Raw genomic sequence first — 22,103 nt, 5'->3', positions numbered from 1 at the left:
CAATTGATTTCATGGTAATTTATCCACTAAGAATTTGAATGGGTTTAAGTTCATGAAGGCGATTTTTATCAAAGCTATCAAAGGTGCAGCATGCTGGTGGGAATGGGTTTTCAATAACAGGAAGCATGCCGATAGCTGGCGAAAGGCTTCCATATTTATGTTTACCTTAGCTGCACTGACGTTTATGCAGCTGATGTTGGTTATTTTACCGATTGAAAAGGATGGAAAGTTCAACCTTTACGAAACAGTGAGGATTGAGCAAAAGGACATCCCAAACATTTTAGAATATGAATGCAAACTCGATAGTGAAGCATACACACAATGCTCGATGGCTAAGTATCAACTAAACAATGTCAAAGTGCTGCTGCCCATTTTTAGTTATGGCACTCAAATAGCTTTTGCGCTTGGTGTTTTGCTACTCATTTTGTCTTTTATAAGTGGTATAGAAATCAAAGAAGATGAGTATGACCAATGGAAGAAAGACTTAGACAAAGCTTCGAGCGGCAAGTCTGAAAATGATGAAACGGAAGAAGAGATGAATGAATTAAGCTGAGACACATCAAGCGACAGTAAGAATTTTTCTGCCATCAGATTGATTGGAACGGCGCCATCAAGCCAACGGGTAATCGTCGGTTTGGACACTTTTAGCTTTGTTAACAATTAATCTTGTGATGCGCATTATGTGGTCTTTATGTTAAAACCTTGATGTATTGATATTTATAACAATATCAATGAATTAAATGCACTTTGAATGACGTCTATTTTCAAGAAGTCTTACATAAATGAGTGCTTTGATTACTATCCCTGAGATATGCAGTGAAAATATGATTTTGAGTTCCAATTCGCAGTATGGGACACAGATCACATGAATAAAGATATTAAGAACGACCTCTACAATACAGGCTTCTACACGAACCAAATTCTAGACCTTTTCATTTGGCACTTTGACGATGACAAACAAGCTGCCAATTTCTTCGGCGTAACCCCTAAAACTGTCCAATCCTGGAGAAACAAACGTAAATGGCCTGTCGCGGTCATTAGGCTGTTGTTGATCATGCACAGGGGATATTTGCCACCAGATAGAGCGTGGCGAGGGTTCAAGATTCGGGGAGATAAGCTTTACACGCCAGGTGGACGGGAACTTTCTGCTTACGACCTCCAGGAGTTGGATATCAAAGTTTCTTTAGGTCAGAACGTCGTAGAGTTCAGGCGTAAAAAAAACCGTGTCAGAAAAAGTAACTTGATGTTGCGTAGACAAAAAAATAGGGCGCTTTTGCGCCCTAGGTAATGATTATTTTGATGTTTTTAAATTCTCAACTAATTCTTTCAATTCTTTAACTTCAAAATTTTTATTATTAATTTTAATTTCGTTATCATGTATTTTTTTATTCAAGTTATCTATAGAGACTGATTTATATTGGTGGTCAATGCAACTATTTGGATCACTAGATATAATACCATTGTATAGACGTTCTTCCATTTCTCTAGTGGCAATCAACATGTTCTTTCTATCTTTCAATAAACCGAGCTGTCTTATGTTTTGATCTAGTATTGAAATAACATTGTTGATATCAAAACTTTCATTAGATTCCTCAATTTCTATACTATCAAGTCGTCTTACTTCTCGTATCTCGTTGACCAGGTCTTGATTTAATTTTTCATTTAAAAATCCACTTGAATACTCTATAAATCTGTCGGTTTGATACATATGGAAAGAATGTTCAGTATTAGCTTTGAATTCCTCTATAAGTTCTGGTCTAGGACCTATAGTCTTTCCTTTAAAATTTATCCACCAGTCTTCTTTTTTGTCATCAGTTATAAGAATTATTGCTCTCTTTTCTTGTTTGGATTTATCAATTACTTGCTTCCAAACAATTAAATCACCAAACATTTTGTACTGGTTTGCTTTGGAGTTACTTTTATCAGATTTACCAGAATCCATATAGCCCGGAGGGATTTTGTTTTTATATCGCTCTTCTCCCTCTTTTATTAATTCTCCTAATTTATCTGTATTGTAAGGTGAACCCACACGACCACTAAATATTTCAGATATAGAATCTTTTATTTTATCATCATGTATACGTTTAGTATGAGTTTTTTTATTTTCTTCTAATTCATATTTTAACATGGAGAAAATTCTATCAACTTTTCTCATCGTATTTTTACTAACGAATGGATGTTGACGAGAATTTATTAATCCTTTGTGTAAAGAATTAATTGAATTTATGGTTTTGTCGTATGATTGCTCTTGTGAATCTATGACAGAGAGTCTGTTGTTAAGGTACTCCTCTGCGGCTCTATGTGGTAGCCACACTCTATTTTTAAGTTTTTCCAATATTTGCAAAAACTCATCCCTTGATGAATCGGAGTATCTATAAAGGTTAAGCAAAACATTTGTATCAAAAGCAAATATACAACTTTGCCAAAGTTCCTTTATTTGGTCTTCATCTTCTTTAAAATGTCCAGGAAATAAGTCTTTCATTTCTTATGCTTTGCCTATCAAGTCTGTTAGATAGTTGTATTCTAACGATTGAGCTTTTATAAGCAACTACTTGATATAAGCCATTAACAATATGGATGTTTTCTGTGCAAAAGGAGCCTTTCGGCTCCTTTTTCATTCCATCCGAGCAGCAAGCGAGGGCAAGGAGGTTTGTAAGGGGTTATCGTGCGCTTTGGTTCTTACCTGTGTAAATCGTCATTACTCTCGCTTCGAGGCGCTTCACCTGTTTTCTACGTGATTACATCATATTTCAACAATATCAATTAATTAGTCAATATCATGCTGTTTCATTGTGGCTTTTAACCTGATAGCAAAAACTGCTTTGCCTGGTTGCTGCAGCTGGCTGGTTTGATAGCATTCTTTGAAGTTTTTAAGCCAGTATCGTTTGATTTTGATGGCATTTCAGGGAGAGGAATATGGGAACGTTGACGATTAGACTCGACGATAAGCAAGAAGAGGTCATTGATACACTGAAAAAGCACTATCGCGAGTCTGCCAGTACCAAAGCCGTGTTGAAAGCGGCGGCAAATGTGCCAGTGATGCAGAATGAGATCAATAAGCTGGAGCGCGAACTGAGCCAGGCATTAAGAGAGCTTTCCCAGCTTCGCTCTGCCAGTAACAATTTTTTGTCCAGTCTGGAGCAGTTAAAGGTGGCGAGTGATAGCAAAAAGACGTCCAGGAACCGGCTCGATCAGTTGGATTTGATAGCAGATTAGCGATACCGGTTCGACTCGAGACGGAAAAACTGATAGCAAAAAGGCGCATTACGCGCCTTTTTCTATGTCTGCCAGTCGCTTTTCTAACTGCTTGATGCGATTAGCGTGCTCTTTCAGAGTGAGCTTAATCCAGCCTATGTCCACTTTAATGGCGGCGATTGTGCCCACGCTGGAGATTAAGCCTGTCACAATTGCAATGATGTAAGGGTCTTCCATTATTGCCTCCCAAATCGTTTGTCTAACCAGTGCTCAAAGCCCACACGTAACATGCGCCGGAATCCAAAGGTATCAATGTAAATCATGGCGAGCACGTACCAGTAATATTCTGGTGTGCTTTCCAGGGCCTCAAAGCCTGCTTCAACGAACGGCACACACTGAGGAATAAACGCCAGCAGTACGGGCAATGTGGTGATGAAAAGCAGGTAATCAGCTTCCCAGCCACGATTTGCCAGGCTGAGCTCGTCCAGGCGTGTGGCGTTGGCGTCACCTTGCTCCAGTCGCTTGATGGTGGCGACGGTCTTGGCTTCGTCTAAACGATCTTTTCTTTCTTTGGCTTTGTGCTTGGCGTCCTGGTGCGACTGAAACAACCCGACCAGGGGCGAGAAAAGGGCAGTCAACCAGGTCATATCAGCCCCCAGTGTTTCAGCAGTTTGAGGGAGTAGGCGGCGGCAATCGCGCCGGCCACCGTTATCCCGATTTTCTTCAAATCTTCACGGGTCATGCGAGCGCCACTCCTTGCCTGGCGTCATCCAGACTGTAATAACGACCTACTTCCATGATGCTCATGGCGTGCATGACTTTGGCGAGGGTTTCATCGTCGAATAAATCGATATGATCATGAACTGACACCCCCAGGCGTTTTGCCACGAATCCGGCGTAATTCTTGGTGTCGTTTTCGTTTGGCGGCGCAAAGCGGTGGATGATTTGTTCCAGGCTGTAAAGGTGATACAGGCGCTGATAGTTGCGCAGCAATTTGGCGCCGGCCCGGAAGCCGTATTTGTGGTGCTTGAACGTTTCAAAGGCTTTGTCGCGTGGAATGGCGGCTTCGCCATGCCAGTCGTTACCAATGCGGATATTAAGCGGGTTGTTGTTGCGAACGCCGCGAACGGTGTGCTGTTTTGCCATGTAAAGGGCTCCTAATACGATAATCAAGGCGAGGGCATAGCGCATGGCTATACCCCAGCTAGAACATTTGAAAAGTTGATGTACAGGGGTGTTTCGGAATAGAACGCCGACAAGTCAACCGAGGTATGCCCGTCCTGCGCCACACCCTGCACGCGAATATGATGCTCGTCGTGCTTGGTCACTGAGAGCTGATTAAAGGCGTGAGACCGCTGTTTCCCTTGCGTGTAAGCGAATACCCAATGCTTTTCCATCCCATAGGGCGTGTGGTATTGCTTCATCGGCACCAACTTACCCGTTGCCACTTCGGACGCGGGGAAAGTGCCGATCACTTCCGTGCATTTGTGCATGCGTGTTGGTTGCGGCGTCATATCCGGCACAACGTCCAGCTTTTCGTAATTGATGAACACGCCCGCTTCAATAATCAGCGCGGATTTGCCGTTGCTATGTCGCGAGTTGTCGGCAGAATCGGACTCAACGAAATAGGCGTATGCCTGGCTCGGGTCTAGCTCAATTCCATGAATCCACTGTCTTTCATGCTCATCAAAGGAATGCTTTGTCAGCACCTTTTCAGCCACGATTTGCTTGGCGTTGCCGTCAACGTCCAGCTCTACAATACCGAATCGCTGTCCCTGGTTTGTCTGCCCGAAGAAATACACGCTGTAGTATTCCGGCAGCTCATCACTTGGCGCTACCCAATCCTTTGAATACAGTGCCTCATCACGATGAGTGGTAAACATTGAGAACATGACGATTTTGCTTTTGCCGCTGGCACCATCGGCGAGGACGCCCGTTGCAAAGTTCCCGTACTTCTTGGAATACAGCGCAACAGGGTTTATCACGTAGTAGCTCAACCCAATGCTATCGGTATCTGCACCCGCCAATAGGGTTTCGATACCCCAACCAATCGGCGCGGGTCTGCCAAGACTCTTGCCAATGTGCATATTGGAGGCACTCAGATTGGCAAATTCACAGCCTTCCGTTAGCCAGCGCGCACCCTTATATCCGGTGTCTCGCGCCGTGGTGTTCATGGTGGTATTCCAATCCGTAGTTGATTGAGTCAAATCGGGATTGCAAAGCAGGTTTCTAGGGGGAGCAGAGGCGCCTTTTGCGTCGGCTTTGGCGCTGTCTATCGCTTCTGCCAGATATTCAATTTTGTTTCGGCTGCTGCCTTGTGGGAGGTTGTCTTTCACTTCACCCATAATTAGTACTCCAGAAATTGAACGTGGTCGGTCGCTGCGCCAGTGACGGCTATGGCACTTTCCACAAAGAGTTCGATGGATTCCCCAGCATCCAGCTCAAAGTCACCCAGATGAATGGCTCCGGTGTTGGCTTTGGGGGCTTTCACCGTAATGCGCCCGCGCTTTTTGGCAGGGATGGTATAAGGGAGGGCATGCTTGCCCGTGGCGTAGCTGGAGCTGGTACGCTGGCGCACGGTGAACGTCTGCTTAGTGCGCACCATGACATCACCGGCCATCCCTACTTTTTGCCCTGGCGCCAGCTCAACGGCCGGCAGACTGGCAATGACCAACTGCTGCCCGTTAGCCAGCTCAATGGCGGGTAGGGAACGGATGTCAATTTGCTGCCCGTTCTCTAGCTCAATTTTGGGCAGACCACTTACGGCTACGCTTTGATTTGGCGCCATGACCATGGGCGGCATTTGCCCCACAATCACTTCTTGCCCATCGGCGGGCGGCACATAGCGACCCATGCCCACTTCGATTTCAATCAGGCCGTGCTCGCCCAGGTTCTCAACGGTTATCAGACCGCCCAGCGCTTTATCCAGAATCTGGGCGCCACGGCGCAAACGGTAGTTACCGCGCTGAGTTTCAATCGAGACTTCTCCTGGGCAATTTGCCACATACAGAAATTCGCCAATCGCTTGAAATTGCGCCCGCTGACGGGGCGCTAAGGTTTGTTTGAGACTCACTTAATTGATCTCCTTTGCAACGGTGACCAGGACAACCGCACCGACAACCAGACCCAGACCCCAGATGATGTACTTAGTGCGCGTCTCTGCGCCGCCGTCCATCTTCTTAGAGATGAGTTGACCCATCATTTTGAGGTTTTCGCTGTTTTGCGCCGCCTGATTGCCCGCCAGCCCAGCAATGTATTGCAGGTTTTCACTGTGAGCATCGCTGAGCATTTCAGACGTTTCCAGGCTGAGCTCCATCGCGCCTTCGGCAACGTTTTCCCCCATATCAATGGCGGCGGTGGTCACTTCCGTGTTGCCATTGATGGCCATTTCTCCCAAGTCTTTGGCGGCCTGAATGGCGCCGTGGTCGGTGGCCGTCACATTGATGTTGGAATTACTGACCCCAGAAACCGCCACGCCCAGGTTGTCACCCTGGATGGCGTTCTGACCGTTGGTCTGTTCGGTGTTGGTGGTGTTACTGCTGCTAGAACGTCCGCCCATGCTCACCTCCCAGCTCTAGCGTCAGATGAGTGATGCCGTCTTCGACGACTTCGGAGAATCCGATTTTCTTATAGATTTTGATGATGCCTGGGCGGATAGCCTGACCTTTCAGTCTGGCGTAACCCTGGCCTTTCACCGTATCGATAAAAACGGGCAAACCTTTCTCTAAACCCTGACCACACAGCGCCGACACGTAATAGCTGCCGTCTTGCTGGGCTTCACCCACAAAGCGCAGTGAGACACCATCGCCCTCAAGGTGGTAGAAGCAGGCGCGTTTCTCCCTGACCAGGCGAGTGGTGTGCTCAAATTCTACATTGGCATCGGAGAGCCCGCCAAACGCGGGTCGCAGGTGTTCAAACTGCGCCTCAATGTCGGCGCGGTTTGGTTTGATGAGAGTGAACTTCATTTCTTTTTCACTCCTATGTAAAACAGAGCAAGGATCAACAAAATCCAGGGCAGGGCTGACGCCTTACCCCCCATGTTGATAGCGCCCTGTGACGCGCCGCCAATACTGTTGGAGCTTTTCGCAGCGCTTGGACCGCCACTTAAATCCATTGGCATGGCGCCGCTGTTAGTAAATGGAGGTATCATGCGGTCACCTCCTTAGCCACGCGATAGGCCAGGTAAGCCCCGCCGCCCATCACGCCGAGTTTTACGAGCTTTCCGGCGCCGGAGCCTGTCCACAGACCCGCCCCGAAACCGACACCACCCGCCGCCAGGGGAAGCAATACAATCAATGGCATGACTCACCCCCGTTTTGCGAGATAGACAATCCCGCCAACCACCAACACACCCAACAGGATGTGTGTGGTATTGATGGGCAAAGTCTGTTTGTAAACAATCGGCTGACCGTTGGGCTGCTGCGCAGGCACGTAGTGAGGGCGCTGCTCCTCTGGAGCGGCGCTTTTCACCTTGTCGGCTTCATTTTCGAACCAGGCATGAACAAACTTTTCGCCGCCGCTTATCACGGAGTCGGTCAGTCCTGCCAGGGATTCGCCCCAATCATCTAGCATGGCGCCTCCTTAGCTCTTGGCTTTGGTTGGCAGTGGCGTGACTTGCTGAACCGACTCGACCACGACAGGAACTGAGCCAATGGCACTTTTGTCGAGCTCAAACGCGAGCTGGGACTGCGCCGCAGTGTTGAGCATGCCATCCGAGCCAAACCCATAGCGGATAAAGTCCAGGCTGAACCATCCGGCGTTTTGCTCTTTCTTGGCCTGCGCCAGGTCAAACGCGTTATCTTCTTTGGTTACGTTCAGCTCTTCCAGGTTGTCACGCAGCACACGAACGCGATCAATGGTGTCGCTCAGGAAGTGAATGCGCTTGAGCCAGTATTCCGGGCTGCGCTCGGCAAAGTCGAACGGGGTACGACCGGACGCCGACGCAAACCAGGTCATTTCATACAGGCGAGGCATGTAGTAACGGATGGATTGTGAGGGCAGCACGTGAGCACGAGCGCGCATCACTGGCGCCGCTGGCAGATTTCCGTTGGCGTCAGCGGCTTTTTGTTTAAGCTGAATGTAAACAAACCACACTTCGCCAGGCAGAGTGACCAGGTCAGTCTGACGGACGCCGACTTTGGTGCGCAGAGTCGGATCACCAAATGAAATGATGTAGCGACCAGACTCAGCAAAGTTCTTGCGGTGTGCCTGGAGCTTCACCAGGGATTCGCCTGATATGCTGTATTTCGCTGAGCCATTGAGCGCCACTTCCACGCGCTCAATGTCGGCGGGGTTGGTGATGTTGGTGATCAACTCAATGGAGTGATAGGTAGGGCCGGCAACCATGCGCAAAGAGGCACGATTACCCCAGCCAACGCCTTCAATCGGGTCGAGCTCTTTAGGGCGAGGAGCGAACTGCGTAGTTAGAATTTCCATAGTCACCCCTTAACCAATGGTGTCTTCAACGGCGTCAACGTTGTTGGATGCCCAAACCACGCCCACGGAAACGACCAGCGCCACAACGCCCACAATCGCAATGTTTTTCGGTGTTACTTTCATAAAAATGATGTCCTGATTAGTGAAATAAAAAACCGCCCAGAAATAGGGCGGTTTCATCTTTGCCTAACCTTGGCGAATCATTCCTAATAGGGATTAGCTAAGGGTTCGTAATAAGTGGGCTTTGGTTCACATCTACCATCGTATTTTGCCTGGCTTATAGGGCTTTCCTTCCTGCAGGAGATACTCCAGTTTGCTCAGCTGATTGATGTCAGTGGCTAAAATGCCCGTCATGTTCTCCAGATAGATGGCGCTTTTGACCGTCTTTTGCATCATGATGCAAGCAAAATGGCAGTTGTCTATGATGGTCTTGGACACCTCCTGACCCCGCTGAAACATGTTGATGCTGTGCAGATTGAACTTACGGCCCAGGCGCAGTATTTTGCCGTGATACCCCGTTGCCTTGCCTGCGTTTAAGCTGTGCTCGGCGACTTCTTCACAGATGATTTTCAAGGGCTTTCGCTTACCATTGCCCACGCCCCAGACCACACGACAGAAGCGATCAAAATCTTCCGGCGTGGTTTCATGAGTGGGCTGATACGCAATCTTAAAGCTCTTATTGGTCTTACGTCCGGCTATCAGCGCCGCCGCAAAGTCGCGCAGCTTGGTGTAACCGCGTACCACACGGTTGCACAGCTCGCCGTGGTAGTCGCCAAGCGGGTCAAAAATCGCCACCTGGTCAGACGATTTGATAAAGAGCTTCTTAGCGGCTGAGGTCTTGCCACAACCGGACATGCCACACACGTAGACATGGTGATTGTCTAACGCATTGTTGGCGTTAATCGGTCTCATGGTTTTCTTCCTTGCTCTCTTTGACCTTGGCGGCTTCTTCTGCCTGCTTAATGGCGCGGTACTGGAAGAACATTGAGCCGCCAGCCGTTGCCAGTGCCACCACAAACCCCAGCTCCTCTTTGTAAGGCTTTAACCAGGGAGGGAGCTCACCGCCGTATTTGTGCAGAATTGGCGCCGTAGCTTTTGCCAGTGCTGCGGAGTGGGGCTCCCCAAAACTCAAAGCAGGGTGTACCGCTTGCTGAATCAGATACTCCGCGCCGCCCACCAACATGGCGGCGTCTTCTTCCAGGGCTTCGATTTGCTGCGCTTTGGTTGGGGGAGGTGACGCCGCTGCACTGACCGCCGCATCGGGGTTAAACTCGTCGTCTTCGGCGCCCATTGCCTGGATTAGCGCTAGCTCCTCATCGGTGCTGTGGGTATCCACCGCTTCGTGTTCGTCAATCACCTGATCCATTAATTCTGTGTCTACTACGCTCATTATGCTGCCGCCCTGATTACTGTAATTGTCTTGCCTACTGCCCATCCCAATACACTGCCAATGCCCACGCAGAGCGTGGTCACTAATAGCTTGCTTTCTTCTTTGGGTGGCTCGCTGTTTTGCTCATCTTTTGGCTTATCATTTGCCAACGGTTTGGTATCGGTTGGTTCACCTTTTGGTGAATCATCCGCAGTCGATAAGCTATCGCTCTCTTTGGGTTTGTCCTGGTCAAGCCTGGCGCGCATCATTGCCAGCTCGGCTTCCACTTCTTCGAGCGGTTTGTACTGGCTCATGAGTTGCTGTGGGACTGTAGCGGTGCGGTTGTCTGTCCCGCATTCGCACCGGCCGACGTAATACGCTTTGCGTTTACCCGTTCCCTGGCGAATGGATTTTGGGGTTAAGCAATCAGGGCAGGCGATATAGCCCAAAATCGGATTCTTATTACTTACCGTCATAGCCATGTCCCCTGAATTTCGCTAACACATTGCTTTATCGCCGCTTTTATCTTGAGGTGTCTAACGGTCTTATCCCAATCACAGTCAAATTGCTGAAACGTTTGCAGTAAGCTTCTCAAGTCGCTTGAATGCTCATTAACCAGGTCTTTCCCTATCACCTGACTGAGAAACTGGCGATTGGTGTACTCACCTTTGAAGTCTTCAAACGTTGATACAAGTTCGCCGCAGGTGATGTCATAGAACCGGATTTCAGCAATCGCTTGCTCTAACGCTTTCATCATGATTTGCGCGTGCTGCTTAGGGGTTGTATACACCTGTGACGACATCTCAATCAGGCGCTTCAATATGATCGTAAGCTGCTGGTTTTTAATCATGACTGGCTTTCCCTGGTTTGATGGGTTTCACCAGGTTCAGCTCAATCAGAACTGCCAAAGGCACTTGGATTTCACCTGTTTCCCAGCGCGACAATGTGGCTTGAGTCACGTTGATGCCATGCTGTTTTAGAAATTCAGCTTGAGTGAGCCCCGTTTCGGCGCGAGCTTCGGTAATAAGCGAAGCGGTGATAGGGTGCTTACAGTTAGGCGTTTTCATTGGTTCGCCTCCACAAAATCGCGGAGTTTATCGACGCAGGTTTGCTCAAGTTGAGCCAAACGCTGCTCCAGGTCTTGGACTTCGGTTTCGAGTTTACTGATTGCGCGGCTGGCTTCGTCCTGGTTGTCACTGGACTCGACGCAAAAATCGGTAACGGCTTTCGCCCAGTTTCGCACCTGGGTGAACGGTTTGGTGAGTTGGTCTATAAAGCCTTTTGGGATAAAGGATGGTACTTTGATATCAGACGGCGAATATTGCTCAACCCCTTGAGCATAATCAGCAATCCTTTGGACAGTTTTTTTCATGTTGTTTCCTTAACTAGAAGCTAGGAAACCGGACTTTCTTTATCTATCAGCTAAATATTACCAATAGTAAGTAATCGATTGCAAATGATTGCATATCTATATGTTGTATTTAGTAAACTCTTCAATTTCAACCCCTTTTCTTGCTAAGCCATCGCGAAGCGATAGAAACGACCTGTACACGCCCTGAGTGCGTGAAAGCTTATTGTCTTTGAACCTGAACATATCACGTCTTGAGTCTCGTCAGCGTTAGTTGTAGGGGAGGGAATATGACAATTCTTACCGCGTGGCTAAGGAGCCAGCTCGCTTGCGAGCAAGAAGCTCCGCTTCATCATCTTATCCCCGATTTTCAGGGGATAAGGATATAAGTTCTTTATTTCTATTAATACCATCGTTCTAGTCGAAGACTATGTTGGCTACTTATTAGGACTATCAACTAATAGTGACAACTAGGAGTAGTTAGAAATGGATATACAGAGGCTTATCCACAGATTGAGTGAATAATGACCGCGCATCCTGTGAATACTCGCAACTGTCACCCTGTCATGTTTTGGTTTGTATTGATTTTTGAATTGTATGGTGGTAGCGTGAGACTAATCATGATTCAATTTTTATTTGCTTCTTGAATCATAGAAAACACGAAAACCGCCACTAAGGCGGTTTCTTTGTTTTTGTCGGTCACTCAGACCTAGACGGGTATCGGTTCGGGCTCTGGCTCGCGCTCTGCTGCTTCTTTGCGGCGTCTGGCAAGTAGGGTGATTGGGGTTTGAATGTACTTGATAGGGCGTTGCAGGCGTCTTGCCAGCAGTTTCAGCCACTCTTTAGACGCTTTCTTGGCTTCCTGATACTGCTCAAGAATACCTAGGTCGATAAAGTAAGCTTCCTCAATGCGCTTGATGGAAGCCAGACCGCGCCATTTGGTCTGGTTGTTTTTGCCTGTATAACGTTCGCGAGGTTGCTTAGAGCTGATCCAACCTTTGGCAAACGCAAACTTGATGCACTGCTTAACGCGCCACAGGGGCAGGTTGGTTTTCTCTGCCACAAATCCCCACGTACGAAGCGCAAAGCCGTCTTTGGTCGCGATACCAATCTTGTTAGAGGTGTAACACATTTCCTCAACCAGAAGGGTCATGACCTTGGCGATGTCCTGAACGAAAGATTTGCGCATACCGCGCCCGTTGGAAGTCAGGAACGCGGCGGAGCTGGAAGGGCACTCGGCTATTTTCTCAAGAATAACGCGATTCAGACACGCCAGCGGGCGGTCTTTGCGTTGTTTTGATTGAGTAACCTGTTGTTCCAAGTTCTTATTCCTGACGTTAAAAAGAAGCCACTATCGGTGGCGAATCGGCGGCGATTAATTCGGTTACTTTTGGTGATTCCATCTCGCTTCCCCTAAGCCAACATCATGTCTAGAATTGCTTGCTTAGCTACAATAGCGGCTTTACATGCATTCAAGTTTGGTAAGTCGTTGCGATGGTCTGCCCAGTGAAGCGTGGACACTAGAACTTCGTTTCCGTCTTTATCAAAGGTATATTCGCCGTCTTTACTCAGGAGCACCTTAGGTGAACCAATGAGCTTGGCGGGTTCGAAATTGGGTTTGGTTGGTGCAGCCATGACGTTTCCTTTTAAAAATCGTAAGTCAAAGGCTTATAAGCCTGCTAGACTTGTCTGAGTGTTGTATTTAAAAGAAATCTGTTAGAGCCAACGAGGACAGAGCGTTGGAATGTAATACCTTGTTCATGCGTAATTCATGAACAAGTTGATAGCATTTCAACTTATTGTGTTCTAACAAATTTTTACCCGGTCTCACCGTAGTTTCATTCATCTATCAGTCGGGTGCTCCTTAAACTGCCGTTCATATCTCACCATGTCAGGCAGAGAAAGGAGCGATTTGATAGATATCAGACCATCTCGGTTTCGACATCCGCATTTAAAAACATCAACTTAATGATTTCAACCGATTGGCTACAACGTAGAGACTGGTCTATGCTAGCGATCGGAGGGAGAAAACATGATAACGACGCTAGAGCTTTTAAACCGATTACGTGTTGAAAAACAATTACCTAGCGACAACCAGGTAGCCAAATACTTAGACATTTCCCACAATGCAGTTCATAAATGGAGAAATGGCGGCACAATGAGTGATGAACTTGCCGCAGAGATAGCTCAGTCACTAGGTTTAGATGTAGATTTGGTTGTCCTAGCGATTATTGCTGAAAGGTCTAAGAACCAGCGAGCAATAGAAAAGCTAGAAAAGATATTAGAGAAGTTTGATGCCGCTTAGGTATCAACTAGAAAGCAAAGCTAATCATTTGATTTAATTGAGTTATTAGCTTTCTTTTTTGGTGTTCTCAGTGCGCATTATGTATATTATGTTAAATAAGGCATCAATCTACGTCGATTCTGATACATTCAGCTCTCCCTTTCCCTTCAAAAGCCATGCAATTTAACAATAATCCTATTTACCATAAAATACCTAATAGTCATTTCTTTAATCAGAGATTAAGTAAATGACTATTAGCTTTAGTTCATTTGGGCTCTTGCATCTACAACTTCAACTTTGCTTCGTGCCGTTGGCTTGTACATTAAACTCTTATCACGCGCACGTAGCTTTGCTCTAGCAACATAAGTTTGATTGAAGTCCTTTTTCTAGCTTGGTTCTGACCTGATATGAAGCGTCTGCTATGGTTATCTTCCCTAACTTTTTGCGGTCGAGCCCAGCGTTCTGGCGATAAGCTATCGTTCCTTTCTTGAATAACACGTGAGACGCCGGCTTTCCGATCGCTGCGGGATAAAGAATCGCCATGTACACATCTTCCAGTGAGCGCATCCTACTACGGTACGGTTTGAAATAAGCTTCGACATAGTCAAGTTGGTCTATAGCATTCATTCTAGCCAACTTTTTTGTGCATGTTCCCAATCCTTTTGCTGTCGCAGGCATAAACTGAATCAAACCGGTAGCTCCACTGCCCGCTCCATTTTTAATGGCTGGGCTGAATGTTTCTGCTGTTTCGAATGCCATACAAGCCATTAGGAAGTTAGGATCGATATTAATGCGCTTACTTATCTCTTCGACTTTGACTCGAAATTCAGGTGAAACTTTCTCTCCCCAGGCGAGCTTTCCTGATGCGCGATAAGTTTTTGATACCGGTGGCTTTCTGCTATTTGAACGGCTTGATGTAAATGGGATGACTTTTAAGAATTTTTGAACTTTCGATTGGATTCGCTTGGGAAAGGAAAAGAACTTGTCTATTTTGCGTTGAAGCTTTTTAACTTTTAATAGTTTGTACAATAACTTGGAAATGGCTTTCACGATACAACCTTACTTGGAAAACACAGCAGAACAGTAATTCATTTGATTGGCTTTTGATATCAACCTTGGGTGTTGAGTACAAAAGCGTGAAATGAATCACTGTGCGTTGTAAGCAAAGGCTAAGGCTTGTAACTAAACGCAAATATTGTCGTTTAGCAATAGGCTTTTAAGATTTCCTGTATGTCTTTTGCCCTGATTGGTTTGGCGACAAATCTGTCCATGCCTGCCGCAAGACATTGGTCTTTGTCGGTATTCATCGCGTGTGCGGTTAGCGCAATGATAGGTAGCGTTACCCCTTGTTTGCGAAGTACTTTGGTGGCAGCCAGTCCGTCCATTTCTGGCATCGAGATGTCCATAAATATCACGTCCAGGTTGTTCTGGTTTTTCTCGACATACTCAACGGCTGCGACGCCATTAGGCACAATGTGGACGTTGTGACCAAGGTTAGACAGCATCAGTTTTATCACCATCTGGTTTGCTGGGCTGTCTTCTGCAACAAGAATGTTCAGTTTGTTCTGAGAATGGATAACGTCGCTGTTGCGAGCGTTTTTTCCTACATCATTTTTGGAGCCGATTATCGGTAAGGTTACGGTGAACTTGCTGCCTTGGTGGCGGGTGCTGTTTACCGTGATATCACCGCCTAGTAATCTGGCAAGCTGCTTAGATATTGCAAGCCCTAGCCCTGTGCCACCGTATTTTCGGGTTATCGAACCATCGGCTTGGACAAATGGTTTAAACAGCTTCTCTAGTACGGAATCATCCATGCCAATACCAGTATCGGAGACCTGTATCACCAACGATTGATTGCCCTGTGTGCGAACATCAACGTTGATCTCTCCCGACTCTGTAAACTTCACGGCATTGCCAACCAGATTAAACAGAATCTGCGACAATCTGGTCGAATCGGTGTGGATTTCTTTCGGAATGTCTTCTGCTAGATTCAGAGAGAGCTGTAGATTTTTATCGTTAGCAAGTGACTGATAATGCTGTAAGTTTCCTGTGACAATGTCACGTAAATTGACGTTCTTTGTATCCAGTTCAAAGCTGCCCGACTCTATTTTTGACAGATCGAGTACATCACTGATAATGGCAAGCAGAAGCTCAGCAGATGACTCCATCATTCTTAAGACTTCGGTATTGTTTTTGTTAGTGCACTTGGAAAGCTGAACATCAATCAGCCCAAGAATCGCATTCAGGGGCGTTCGGATTTCATGGCTCATCATTGCAAGGAATTGGGATTTTGCCTGATTGGCTTTTTCCGCTTCCATTCTTGCACGCTGTAGCTCAAGGTAACGCTGCTTACTCTGAGAGATGTCTTTTACCGTGCCACGGTAACCAAAGAACTCACCTTCTAAATCGTAAAGAGGAGCGCCGCTTATGCTTAGCCAAATCCCTTCTTCTTGGTTGTAGCACCATTCTAAATCGCGTATCGGTTGACGAGATTCCATTGCCGCATTGAGCTTTTCAAGCTCTGGAATGTTGCCCAGCATGGCTTGAATACACTGACCGTGATAATCCACTTTAATAGGTGAAATATCGGAGATGTAAGTGACGCGGTAACTACTGTTGGTCTCCCACAGACAATCCCCTACACTGTTGGCGAAGTCTCGGAATCGTTCCCGGTTTTGTCTGAGTTCACTGGTTCGGGTTGCGACCAAAGACTGCAATTTCTCTTTGTAGTCGATATCAATAACAGCCCGTTCAATAAGCGGTATCAGTCTGGCGAGAATATCCTTACAGGCAACGGAGAACTGCCCCTTGCGGTTGCCAATGAACAGAATCACCGACTGACTGGCTTCTGACTCTACGCCTGTCATCAGTAGAGATTTGACCTGATCTTGCAGGATGGAGTTGAAATGGCTGAATTGCAGCAGAGATTCGGGCTGGTAGATGATGATGCTTTCGCCCAGAATAGCGCGGTCGAGTTTGTCGTCCTGTTGCCATTCCTGGTCGCGGAATACTTTGTTGGTGCTCAGCAGAGTCTGAAAAGCAGTTTCCCCTGGGCTGCGGGAAAGTACGATGGCATCTTCAAAATTGATGTATTTGCGCAGAACGGTAAGCAGACCATTAAATATCTGGTGTTTGTTACTTGCCCCCGTCATCGATGAGAGAGAGGCAAGGATCGCTCTGTTTTCATCAAGCAGTTTTTGTTCTTTTTCTTTGCTTTTTTGTAATTCAAAAAGGGCTTCTTGGAGCTGCTCTTTATCAAAAGCGTTCATTAGACTCTCTTACTTTGATGAAACACAACGGAGGACACCATAAGGTTGCCGTGCGCATTTATACCGTTTTCAAACCTACCCTGTTCGCCATACGTGAATGGGCAGATAAAAGGTTGATTCTTAAGTGCACTGTGTACCTGTTCGCACACTGTATTCATTGCACTTTCTATGTGAAGCATGGATCCCGCGCAGAATATGTTGATGGCACCTAACGGTTCGCCCATATCGATACAGGCGTCATTAGTTAATTGAATGACTTTGCCAGCCCGGCTGATGAGTCGTTCTTTGGACCCCGTCATGAGGTGGACACGTTCGCCTTCTGCGATTTCTGTAAACAGCTCTATCCCTTCCCCATTGCTGGAAGTTTTCACTGGATGAGACAATTTGTAGATCGGCTGATAATCGATGCTGCCAACGATTCTTCCTAATGGAAATAAGTTGGTGGTGGCAAACAGGCTTTGTTCATCGACAATGTGATTGCCAAGCGACTGGCACCATGTCTGATAAACGTCTAGTGCGGGTTTGTGGTCTATTTCAAGTATGGAGCGGTGCCCTACTTTCGTGACTTCTCCGCTGACACCTGTTGTGGAATAGCCTGTGTGGAACCCGGTTTCGCAAGGCGACGAAGGAAACAACACCGAAATGGATATCCCTTCCTGAGATGTGGCTTGCTCGGTGAATACGTGCCATTTGCCTTCAAGCGAATGATCGGCGGCGCTGCCACCAATGAGAGGCACCAGAGTACCAAACTCTTGGTAGATGGCGTCGATAACTGGTTCTTCAAACCCTGGGGTGGCATGCACAATAATAAGGCTTGGCAGTTCGCCAACTCTTCCGCTGTTCTGAATGGCTTCTCTCAATACCTTTTTGGTGTTTTGCGCAGCTGAGGTCAGGCAGCCGTCGCTTATCCCCGTTCCATAAGCTGAAGTACTCTGAGAGTCGGCAAGTATCATAAGCCCGACAACGGGTCCTCTATGGAACCCCTTTTCTGTCAAAATGCCACGGCAGGATGTACACCCTTGAATCGGGGTATCCGGAAACTGTTGAGTCAGTTGATTTTTAAGTGCTTTGGCGGAGTATTCTTCAGTGAAGTAGCAAAGAATGAGAGATGGGTTGATATCGTCAGGAATTTGCGAACTCAGATCAATTACAGCTTCAGACTCATCAGAGCAATGGGAAAACGCGGATATCAACTTCATTTTTTACGGTATGAAACAAGTAACTAATTCTATTTTGTTTTATACAGGAATAAACGGTTCACCGCATCTATTTATTACCAATTGCTCAATAATATGAGAGCGCTATTTTTCTTTATGAATGACCTTCACATAATCCCCGTTTTCTTTATTTGTTATCAAAATGTGATCATATTTTTGTTGTTTGGAAATTAACCAGTTTGAATTATTTTTATCCGCACTAACTATATTGTTATTAACAGATACGCGAAACTTATCAGAGTCACCTACAATATAGATGTCATGTTCGGTAACGCGTATTTCGAATGGTTGCTTGTTTAGTGAAAATTGGCATGTCTTAACCACACAATTGATAATGTTTCCTTGATCTTGATCAAGTGTGCGCCACGTAAATGCTGCTATTAAAATCAATAACATGACGACAATTTGAGTGAGTCGGGCTGGTGTTAATTTCTGTGCGGGCATTTAAGTTTTTCCTCTATGTAACAAACTTCAAATTTTTAACAATTAGTTGAATGACCGGAGTATAAGTGAGGTTAATTTCCTGTCATTGATATGTTAGTTCCAGTATAGTGGCACATTGAAAATGCCGCTTTTTATTAAAATCGTTAAAAGGAATTAACAGTATGAAAAAACGACAATTCCTCGACCGATTTGGTGGCATTACGACAAATGTCGTGTTGGAAGCAAAAGTGTAGTTAATAAAAATTTGGAAGCATGCAAATGAGCCAAGAAAAGCAGCTAGAACAAAACTACAACTATACGGTCGTTCGGCAGTTTACCTTAGTTACCATACTCTGGGGAATTGTCGGAATGGCAGTTGGTGTTTTGATCGCCGCTCAATTAGTCTGGCCACAGCTTAACTTTGATACGCCGTGGTTGACGTACAGTCGCTTACGTCCCCTCCATACTAATGCGGTTATTTTTGCGTTTGGTACTAGCGCCCTTTTTGCAACGTCCTATTACGTTGTGCAGCGTACGTGTCAAACTCGTTTATTCGGTGGTCCTCTTGTCGCCTTTACCTTCTGGGGATGGCAGGCAATTATCTTAGCCGCTGCAATTACTCTGCCTTTGGGTTATACCTCGGGTAAAGAATATGCAGAGCTTGAGTGGCCTATCGATATCGCAATCGCCCTTGTTTGGGTTGCCTATGCCGTCGTATTCTTCGGTACTTTAATCAAGCGAAAGACCTCTCATATTTACGTAGCAAACTGGTTCTTCGGTGCCTTTATTATTACTGTCGCGGTTCTTCATATCGTGAACAGTATGGCCATTCCAGTTGCAATGGGTAAATCTTATTCTATTTACTCCGGTGCCGTCGATGCGATGGTACAGTGGTGGTACGGTCACAACGCCGTAGGTTTCCTTCTTACCGCAGGTTTCCTTGGCATGATGTATTACTTCGTTCCAAAGCAAGCTGAACGACCAGTTTATTCTTACCGTTTGTCTATCGTTCATTTTTGGGCACTGATTTCTCTTTACATCTGGGCTGGTCCTCACCACCTACATTACACAGCACTACCCGACTGGACTCAGTCTTTGGGTATGGTGATGTCTCTTGTTCTGTTTGCTCCATCCTGGGGTGGCATGATCAACGGTATTATGACTCTGTCAGGCGCGTGGCATAAACTTCGCCATGACCCTATCCTTCGATTCCTGATCGTTTCGCTGTCTTTCTACGGCATGTCGACGTTCGAAGGTCCTATGATGTCTATTAAGACGGTCAACGCGCTGTCTCACTACACCGATTGGACAATCGGTCACGTACACTCTGGCGCACTTGGCTGGGTTGCGATGGTTTCTATCGGTTCGGTTTACCACCTGATTCCGAAACTGTTCGGTCAGGAGCGTATGTACTCGGTTAGCCTGATCAACACGCACTTCTGGTTGGCAACTATTGGTACGGTTCTATACATCGTCGCAATGTGGATCTCCGGTGTAATGCAAGGTCTGATGTGGCGTGCGGTTAACTCCGACGGTACGCTAACTTACAGCTTCGTTGAATCTGTAGAGCAATCTTACCCGTTCTACTTTGTTCGTTTCCTTGGTGGTTTCATCTTCCTGGCTGGTATGTTCTTAATGGCATACAACGCTTATAAGACAATCACTGCCCCTAAAGACAGCTTAAAAGCTGTAGCGCAACCGGCATAAGGAGATTGACTAATGAGTTCGAATTCAAATAACCGCCACGAGATTGTTGAGAAGAACGTTGGTCTGATGGCCATCTTGATTGTCTTCGCAATCAGTCTGGGTGCGTTGGTAGAGATTACTCCGTTGATTTTCCAAGATCAGACAACAAAGCCTGTTCAGAATCTTCGCCCATACAGTGCGTTAGAAATGGAAGGTCGTGATATCTACATCCGTGAAGGGTGTAACGTTTGTCACAGCCAGATGATTCGTCCGTTCCGTGCTGAAACTGAGCGTTACGGTCACTACTCCATTGCTGGTGAAAGTGTTTGGGAACACCCATTCTTGTGGGGTTCCAAACGTACTGGACCTGATTTGGCACGTGTGGGTGGTCGTTACTCCGATGAGTGGCACCGCGTTCACTTGATCGACCCTCGCGAGTTGGTACCTGAGTCCAACATGCCAGGCTTCCCTTGGCTGGAAGAAAACGTATTAGATGGCAAGCTGACTCAGAAGAAGATGACTGTCTTCCGTGATCAATTTGGCGTTCCTTACACCGACGATCAAATCGCAAATGCAAAACAAGACGTAGAAGGTAAAACAGAGATGGATGCCATCATTGCTTATCTTCAATCTCTTGGTCATGCGATGAAGTAAGGGGGAATTATGGATATCGGTACTATTCATAGTATATGGACCATAGTGTTGTTCGTTAGCTTTTTAGGCGTGGTTTGGTGGGCTTACGGTAAAAGCCGCAAAGAACGTTTTGAAGAAGATGCAAACCTGGTGTTTGCCGACGAGCAGAAACCCTCTGAAAGTGACGAAGGAGTGACCAAAGAATGAATACGTTTTGGAGTCTCTGGGTAATTGTTATTACCGTAGGTACGTTGCTGGGTTGTGCTGCCCTACTATACTGGTGTGTAAAGGACAAAATGGGCGTGGAAGATGGTGTTGATATGGGGCACGAATACGATGGTATTCGCGAACTGAACAACCCTCTTCCAAAGTGGTGGACGTATCTGTTTGTAAGCACCTTTGTGTTTGCTGTTATTTATCTGGCTTTGTTTCCGGGTTTAGGTAACTTCAAAGGTTTTCTGGGTTGGCAGAGTTCCGACCAAACTGTAACAACGATCCAGCAATCTCGTGATCGAATTGCGCAAGCGCAAAAAGACAAGCGACTGGATCAATACGCTAAAGAGCTGGACGATGCAGATACCTATTTTGGTGAAGCGTTCCGCAAACTAGCATACAACGAAGCGGGTGAACTGAACGACATTCCTGAAATCGCTAAAAATGAAGAAGCGATTAAGGTTGGTCAGCGTTTGTTCCTGCAGAACTGTTCGCAGTGTCACGGGTCGGATGCTCGTGGTCAGAAAGGTTTCCCTAACCTGGCTGACAATGCGTGGCTATACGGCGGTGAACCTCAGGCTATCGTTAATACGGTAATGAATGGTCGTATCGGTGCGATGCCAGCATGGGGCGAATCGTTCGGCGAACAAGGCGTACGTGAAGTTGTCACCTACACCTTGAGCTTATCTGGTCGTAAAGTGAATGCACGTGAAGCCGCGGCAGGTAAAGCGCGCTTTGCAGCATGTGCAGCGTGTCATGGTACAGATGGTAAAGGTAACCCAGCGTTTGGTGCTCCTGATCTGACTGACCAGATATGGTTGTTCGGTGATACACGTGCCGACATCACTGAGACGGTTATGTACGGTCGTCAGGGTGTGATGCCAGCTTGGAAAGACATTCTGGGCGAAGACAAAGTTCAGCTTGTTTCTGCTTATGTCTGGAGCCTGACTAACTCAGACAAATAGTACATATCTATACAGCCCCTTTTCATGGGGCTGTCTTTTCTTTAAGTTAAATCTATATTCCGTTG

General features: G+C 46.6%; 33 protein-coding genes. 8 read left to right on the top strand and 25 right to left on the bottom strand.

The window, feature by feature from the left end; translation table 11 throughout:
* The first annotated feature begins 52 nt into the window (after positions 1-52).
* Both INR79_RS09750 and INR79_RS09745 read left to right on the top strand, forming a co-directional pair.
* On the top strand, positions 53-553 hold the full coding sequence (locus INR79_RS09750) for a hypothetical protein (protein ID WP_223093897.1): 501 nt from the start codon (positions 53-55) through the stop codon (positions 551-553).
* 312 nt (positions 554-865) lie between these two features.
* Positions 866-1,288: a DUF3653 domain-containing protein gene (locus tag INR79_RS09745; RefSeq protein ID WP_223093895.1), complete on the top strand. Its 423-nt coding sequence runs from the start codon at positions 866-868 to the stop codon at positions 1,286-1,288.
* 3 nt (positions 1,289-1,291) lie between these two features.
* On the opposite strand, the gene INR79_RS09740 is transcribed toward INR79_RS09745, so the two are convergent.
* Complete coding sequence (locus INR79_RS09740; RefSeq protein WP_223093893.1) at positions 1,292-2,482, bottom strand: PIN-like domain-containing protein; 1,191 nt, start codon at positions 2,480-2,482, stop codon at positions 1,292-1,294.
* A 434-nt stretch (positions 2,483-2,916) separates the two neighbouring features.
* Here INR79_RS09740 and INR79_RS09735 point away from each other — a divergent pair, with 434 nt between their 5' ends.
* Positions 2,917-3,216 (top strand): hypothetical protein, encoded by a 300-nt coding sequence (locus INR79_RS09735; RefSeq protein ID WP_223093891.1) that lies wholly within the window; start codon positions 2,917-2,919, stop codon positions 3,214-3,216.
* A gap of 48 nt (positions 3,217-3,264) precedes the next feature.
* On the opposite strand, the gene INR79_RS09730 is transcribed toward INR79_RS09735, so the two are convergent.
* From INR79_RS09730 to INR79_RS09635, 20 genes are all read right to left on the bottom strand, one after another.
* The gene (locus INR79_RS09730) at positions 3,265-3,432 is read right to left on the bottom strand and encodes a hypothetical protein (RefSeq protein WP_200767248.1); all 168 of its coding nucleotides are present in this window, start codon (positions 3,430-3,432) and stop codon (positions 3,265-3,267) included.
* The gene (locus INR79_RS09725) at positions 3,432-3,803 is read right to left on the bottom strand and encodes a hypothetical protein (RefSeq protein WP_262415330.1); all 372 of its coding nucleotides are present in this window, start codon (positions 3,801-3,803) and stop codon (positions 3,432-3,434) included. The genes INR79_RS09730 and INR79_RS09725 overlap by 1 nt, the downstream gene beginning before the upstream one ends.
* Before the next feature lie 130 nt (positions 3,804-3,933).
* Positions 3,934-4,341, bottom strand: a complete 408-nt coding sequence (locus INR79_RS09720; protein ID WP_410482879.1) for a structural protein — start codon at positions 4,339-4,341, stop codon at positions 3,934-3,936.
* A gap of 47 nt (positions 4,342-4,388) precedes the next feature.
* Positions 4,389-5,540, bottom strand: coding sequence for a hypothetical protein (locus INR79_RS09715; protein ID WP_223093885.1), 1,152 nt, complete (start codon positions 5,538-5,540; stop codon positions 4,389-4,391).
* Between the two features lie 2 nt (positions 5,541-5,542).
* Entirely contained in the window at positions 5,543-6,268 is a 726-nt protein-coding gene (locus INR79_RS09710) for a hypothetical protein (protein WP_223093883.1), read from the bottom strand.
* Entirely contained in the window at positions 6,269-6,754 is a 486-nt protein-coding gene (locus tag INR79_RS09705) for a chemotaxis protein (RefSeq protein ID WP_200767253.1), read from the bottom strand.
* On the bottom strand, positions 6,738-7,160 hold the full coding sequence (locus tag INR79_RS09700) for a hypothetical protein (protein ID WP_223093881.1): 423 nt from the start codon (positions 7,158-7,160) through the stop codon (positions 6,738-6,740). Before INR79_RS09700 ends, INR79_RS09705 begins: the two co-directional genes overlap by 17 nt.
* Positions 7,157-7,345 carry a hypothetical protein gene (locus INR79_RS09695; protein ID WP_223093879.1) on the bottom strand — a complete coding sequence of 63 codons (189 nt, stop codon included), beginning with the start codon at positions 7,343-7,345 and terminating at the stop codon, positions 7,157-7,159. Before INR79_RS09695 ends, INR79_RS09700 begins: the two co-directional genes overlap by 4 nt.
* A complete protein-coding gene (locus INR79_RS09690; protein ID WP_223093877.1) occupies positions 7,342-7,497 on the bottom strand; it encodes a hypothetical protein in 156 nt (51 codons plus the stop codon). Before INR79_RS09690 ends, INR79_RS09695 begins: the two co-directional genes overlap by 4 nt.
* Before the next feature lie 3 nt (positions 7,498-7,500).
* Positions 7,501-7,767, bottom strand: coding sequence for a hypothetical protein (locus tag INR79_RS09685; protein WP_200767257.1), 267 nt, complete (start codon positions 7,765-7,767; stop codon positions 7,501-7,503).
* 9 nt (positions 7,768-7,776) lie between these two features.
* Entirely contained in the window at positions 7,777-8,631 is an 855-nt protein-coding gene (locus INR79_RS09680) for a major capsid protein P2 (protein ID WP_223093875.1), read from the bottom strand.
* A gap of 9 nt (positions 8,632-8,640) precedes the next feature.
* A complete protein-coding gene (locus INR79_RS09675) occupies positions 8,641-8,811 on the bottom strand; it encodes a hypothetical protein (protein WP_200767493.1) in 171 nt (56 codons plus the stop codon).
* Between the two features lie 75 nt (positions 8,812-8,886).
* Complete coding sequence (locus INR79_RS09670) at positions 8,887-9,543, bottom strand: type IV secretory system conjugative DNA transfer family protein (protein ID WP_223093873.1); 657 nt, start codon at positions 9,541-9,543, stop codon at positions 8,887-8,889.
* Positions 9,530-10,021, bottom strand: coding sequence for a hypothetical protein (locus tag INR79_RS09665; protein WP_223093871.1), 492 nt, complete (start codon positions 10,019-10,021; stop codon positions 9,530-9,532). Before INR79_RS09665 ends, INR79_RS09670 begins: the two co-directional genes overlap by 14 nt.
* A complete protein-coding gene (locus INR79_RS09660; protein ID WP_223093869.1) occupies positions 10,021-10,476 on the bottom strand; it encodes a hypothetical protein in 456 nt (151 codons plus the stop codon). Before INR79_RS09660 ends, INR79_RS09665 begins: the two co-directional genes overlap by 1 nt.
* Positions 10,473-10,850, bottom strand: a complete 378-nt coding sequence (locus INR79_RS09655; RefSeq protein ID WP_223093867.1) for a hypothetical protein — start codon at positions 10,848-10,850, stop codon at positions 10,473-10,475. Before INR79_RS09655 ends, INR79_RS09660 begins: the two co-directional genes overlap by 4 nt.
* Complete coding sequence (locus INR79_RS09650; protein ID WP_223093865.1) at positions 10,843-11,067, bottom strand: helix-turn-helix domain-containing protein; 225 nt, start codon at positions 11,065-11,067, stop codon at positions 10,843-10,845. Before INR79_RS09650 ends, INR79_RS09655 begins: the two co-directional genes overlap by 8 nt.
* Complete coding sequence (locus tag INR79_RS09645; protein WP_223093863.1) at positions 11,064-11,372, bottom strand: hypothetical protein; 309 nt, start codon at positions 11,370-11,372, stop codon at positions 11,064-11,066. Before INR79_RS09645 ends, INR79_RS09650 begins: the two co-directional genes overlap by 4 nt.
* A 685-nt stretch (positions 11,373-12,057) precedes the next feature.
* Positions 12,058-12,669, bottom strand: coding sequence for a hypothetical protein (locus INR79_RS09640; protein ID WP_223093861.1), 612 nt, complete (start codon positions 12,667-12,669; stop codon positions 12,058-12,060).
* Between the two features lie 92 nt (positions 12,670-12,761).
* Positions 12,762-12,983 carry a hypothetical protein gene (locus INR79_RS09635; protein WP_223093859.1) on the bottom strand — a complete coding sequence of 74 codons (222 nt, stop codon included), beginning with the start codon at positions 12,981-12,983 and terminating at the stop codon, positions 12,762-12,764.
* 397 nt (positions 12,984-13,380) lie between these two features.
* Between INR79_RS09635 and INR79_RS09630 the strand changes: the two genes are divergently transcribed.
* Positions 13,381-13,653: a hypothetical protein gene (locus tag INR79_RS09630; RefSeq protein WP_223093857.1), complete on the top strand. Its 273-nt coding sequence runs from the start codon at positions 13,381-13,383 to the stop codon at positions 13,651-13,653.
* 333 nt (positions 13,654-13,986) lie between these two features.
* Here the strand turns inward: INR79_RS09630 and INR79_RS09625 are convergent, their stop codons facing one another.
* The 4 genes from INR79_RS09625 to INR79_RS09610 form a co-directional block, all read right to left on the bottom strand.
* A complete protein-coding gene (locus tag INR79_RS09625; protein WP_410482878.1) occupies positions 13,987-14,682 on the bottom strand; it encodes a transglycosylase SLT domain-containing protein in 696 nt (231 codons plus the stop codon).
* A gap of 152 nt (positions 14,683-14,834) precedes the next feature.
* A complete protein-coding gene (locus INR79_RS09620; protein ID WP_223093855.1) occupies positions 14,835-16,901 on the bottom strand; it encodes a PAS domain-containing hybrid sensor histidine kinase/response regulator in 2,067 nt (688 codons plus the stop codon).
* Positions 16,901-18,100 (bottom strand): FIST signal transduction protein, encoded by a 1,200-nt coding sequence (locus INR79_RS09615; protein ID WP_045964173.1) that lies wholly within the window; start codon positions 18,098-18,100, stop codon positions 16,901-16,903. Before INR79_RS09615 ends, INR79_RS09620 begins: the two co-directional genes overlap by 1 nt.
* A gap of 102 nt (positions 18,101-18,202) precedes the next feature.
* On the bottom strand, positions 18,203-18,562 hold the full coding sequence (locus INR79_RS09610; protein ID WP_022550734.1) for a hypothetical protein: 360 nt from the start codon (positions 18,560-18,562) through the stop codon (positions 18,203-18,205).
* A gap of 258 nt (positions 18,563-18,820) precedes the next feature.
* Here INR79_RS09610 and ccoN point away from each other — a divergent pair, with 258 nt between their 5' ends.
* Genes ccoN through ccoP form a run of 4 tightly spaced genes read left to right on the top strand, consistent with a single transcriptional unit; the run spans position 18,821 to position 22,038 of the window.
* Entirely contained in the window at positions 18,821-20,248 is a 1,428-nt protein-coding gene (gene ccoN / locus INR79_RS09605) for a cytochrome-c oxidase, cbb3-type subunit I (RefSeq protein ID WP_022590816.1), read from the top strand.
* Between the two features lie 12 nt (positions 20,249-20,260).
* Positions 20,261-20,881 carry a cytochrome-c oxidase, cbb3-type subunit II gene (gene ccoO, locus INR79_RS09600; RefSeq protein WP_004402113.1) on the top strand — a complete coding sequence of 207 codons (621 nt, stop codon included), beginning with the start codon at positions 20,261-20,263 and terminating at the stop codon, positions 20,879-20,881.
* 9 nt (positions 20,882-20,890) lie between these two features.
* Positions 20,891-21,067 carry a cbb3-type cytochrome oxidase subunit 3 gene (locus tag INR79_RS09595; protein ID WP_004402107.1) on the top strand — a complete coding sequence of 59 codons (177 nt, stop codon included), beginning with the start codon at positions 20,891-20,893 and terminating at the stop codon, positions 21,065-21,067.
* On the top strand, positions 21,064-22,038 hold the full coding sequence (gene ccoP / locus INR79_RS09590; protein WP_022595105.1) for a cytochrome-c oxidase, cbb3-type subunit III: 975 nt from the start codon (positions 21,064-21,066) through the stop codon (positions 22,036-22,038). The genes INR79_RS09595 and ccoP overlap by 4 nt, the downstream gene beginning before the upstream one ends.
* The last annotated feature ends 65 nt before the right edge of the window (positions 22,039-22,103 follow it).

It is taken from the genome of Vibrio sp. SCSIO 43132, from assembly GCF_019904195.1.
Taxonomy (GTDB): domain Bacteria; phylum Pseudomonadota; class Gammaproteobacteria; order Enterobacterales; family Vibrionaceae; genus Vibrio; species Vibrio nigripulchritudo.
This window is presented reverse-complemented; position numbering and strand designations above follow the sequence as displayed.

Bases quoted from the DNA above. Each gene is read 5' to 3' on its own strand.
- INR79_RS09615 (WP_045964173.1), bottom strand. From the start codon at position 18,100: ATGAAGTTGATATCCGCGTTTTCCCATTGCTCTGATGAGTCTGAAGCT.
- INR79_RS09680 (WP_223093875.1), bottom strand. From the start codon at position 8,631: ATGGAAATTCTAACTACGCAGTTCGCTCCTCGCCCTAAAGAGCTCGAC.
- INR79_RS09745 (WP_223093895.1), top strand. From the start codon at position 866: ATGAATAAAGATATTAAGAACGACCTCTACAATACAGGCTTCTACACG.
- INR79_RS09670 (WP_223093873.1), bottom strand. From the start codon at position 9,543: ATGAGACCGATTAACGCCAACAATGCGTTAGACAATCACCATGTCTAC.
- ccoP (WP_022595105.1), top strand. From the start codon at position 21,064: ATGAATACGTTTTGGAGTCTCTGGGTAATTGTTATTACCGTAGGTACG.
- INR79_RS09685 (WP_200767257.1), bottom strand. From the start codon at position 7,767: ATGCTAGATGATTGGGGCGAATCCCTGGCAGGACTGACCGACTCCGTG.
- INR79_RS09730 (WP_200767248.1), bottom strand. From the start codon at position 3,432: ATGGAAGACCCTTACATCATTGCAATTGTGACAGGCTTAATCTCCAGC.
- INR79_RS09610 (WP_022550734.1), bottom strand. From the start codon at position 18,562: ATGCCCGCACAGAAATTAACACCAGCCCGACTCACTCAAATTGTCGTC.
- INR79_RS09645 (WP_223093863.1), bottom strand. From the start codon at position 11,372: ATGAAAAAAACTGTCCAAAGGATTGCTGATTATGCTCAAGGGGTTGAG.
- INR79_RS09665 (WP_223093871.1), bottom strand. From the start codon at position 10,021: ATGAGCGTAGTAGACACAGAATTAATGGATCAGGTGATTGACGAACAC.
- INR79_RS09675 (WP_200767493.1), bottom strand. From the start codon at position 8,811: ATGAAACCGCCCTATTTCTGGGCGGTTTTTTATTTCACTAATCAGGAC.
- INR79_RS09750 (WP_223093897.1), top strand. From the start codon at position 53: ATGAAGGCGATTTTTATCAAAGCTATCAAAGGTGCAGCATGCTGGTGG.
- INR79_RS09620 (WP_223093855.1), bottom strand. From the start codon at position 16,901: ATGAACGCTTTTGATAAAGAGCAGCTCCAAGAAGCCCTTTTTGAATTA.
- INR79_RS09655 (WP_223093867.1), bottom strand. From the start codon at position 10,850: ATGATTAAAAACCAGCAGCTTACGATCATATTGAAGCGCCTGATTGAG.
- INR79_RS09630 (WP_223093857.1), top strand. From the start codon at position 13,381: ATGATAACGACGCTAGAGCTTTTAAACCGATTACGTGTTGAAAAACAA.
- INR79_RS09650 (WP_223093865.1), bottom strand. From the start codon at position 11,067: ATGAAAACGCCTAACTGTAAGCACCCTATCACCGCTTCGCTTATTACC.
- INR79_RS09690 (WP_223093877.1), bottom strand. From the start codon at position 7,497: ATGCCATTGATTGTATTGCTTCCCCTGGCGGCGGGTGGTGTCGGTTTC.
- INR79_RS09720 (WP_410482879.1), bottom strand. From the start codon at position 4,341: ATGGCAAAACAGCACACCGTTCGCGGCGTTCGCAACAACAACCCGCTT.
- INR79_RS09705 (WP_200767253.1), bottom strand. From the start codon at position 6,754: ATGGGCGGACGTTCTAGCAGCAGTAACACCACCAACACCGAACAGACC.
- INR79_RS09715 (WP_223093885.1), bottom strand. From the start codon at position 5,540: ATGGGTGAAGTGAAAGACAACCTCCCACAAGGCAGCAGCCGAAACAAA.
- ccoO (WP_004402113.1), top strand. From the start codon at position 20,261: ATGAGTTCGAATTCAAATAACCGCCACGAGATTGTTGAGAAGAACGTT.
- INR79_RS09700 (WP_223093881.1), bottom strand. From the start codon at position 7,160: ATGAAGTTCACTCTCATCAAACCAAACCGCGCCGACATTGAGGCGCAG.
- ccoN (WP_022590816.1), top strand. From the start codon at position 18,821: ATGAGCCAAGAAAAGCAGCTAGAACAAAACTACAACTATACGGTCGTT.
- INR79_RS09735 (WP_223093891.1), top strand. From the start codon at position 2,917: ATGGGAACGTTGACGATTAGACTCGACGATAAGCAAGAAGAGGTCATT.
- INR79_RS09740 (WP_223093893.1), bottom strand. From the start codon at position 2,482: ATGAAAGACTTATTTCCTGGACATTTTAAAGAAGATGAAGACCAAATA.
- INR79_RS09635 (WP_223093859.1), bottom strand. From the start codon at position 12,983: ATGGCTGCACCAACCAAACCCAATTTCGAACCCGCCAAGCTCATTGGT.
- INR79_RS09595 (WP_004402107.1), top strand. From the start codon at position 20,891: ATGGATATCGGTACTATTCATAGTATATGGACCATAGTGTTGTTCGTT.
- INR79_RS09695 (WP_223093879.1), bottom strand. From the start codon at position 7,345: ATGATACCTCCATTTACTAACAGCGGCGCCATGCCAATGGATTTAAGT.
- INR79_RS09660 (WP_223093869.1), bottom strand. From the start codon at position 10,476: ATGACGGTAAGTAATAAGAATCCGATTTTGGGCTATATCGCCTGCCCT.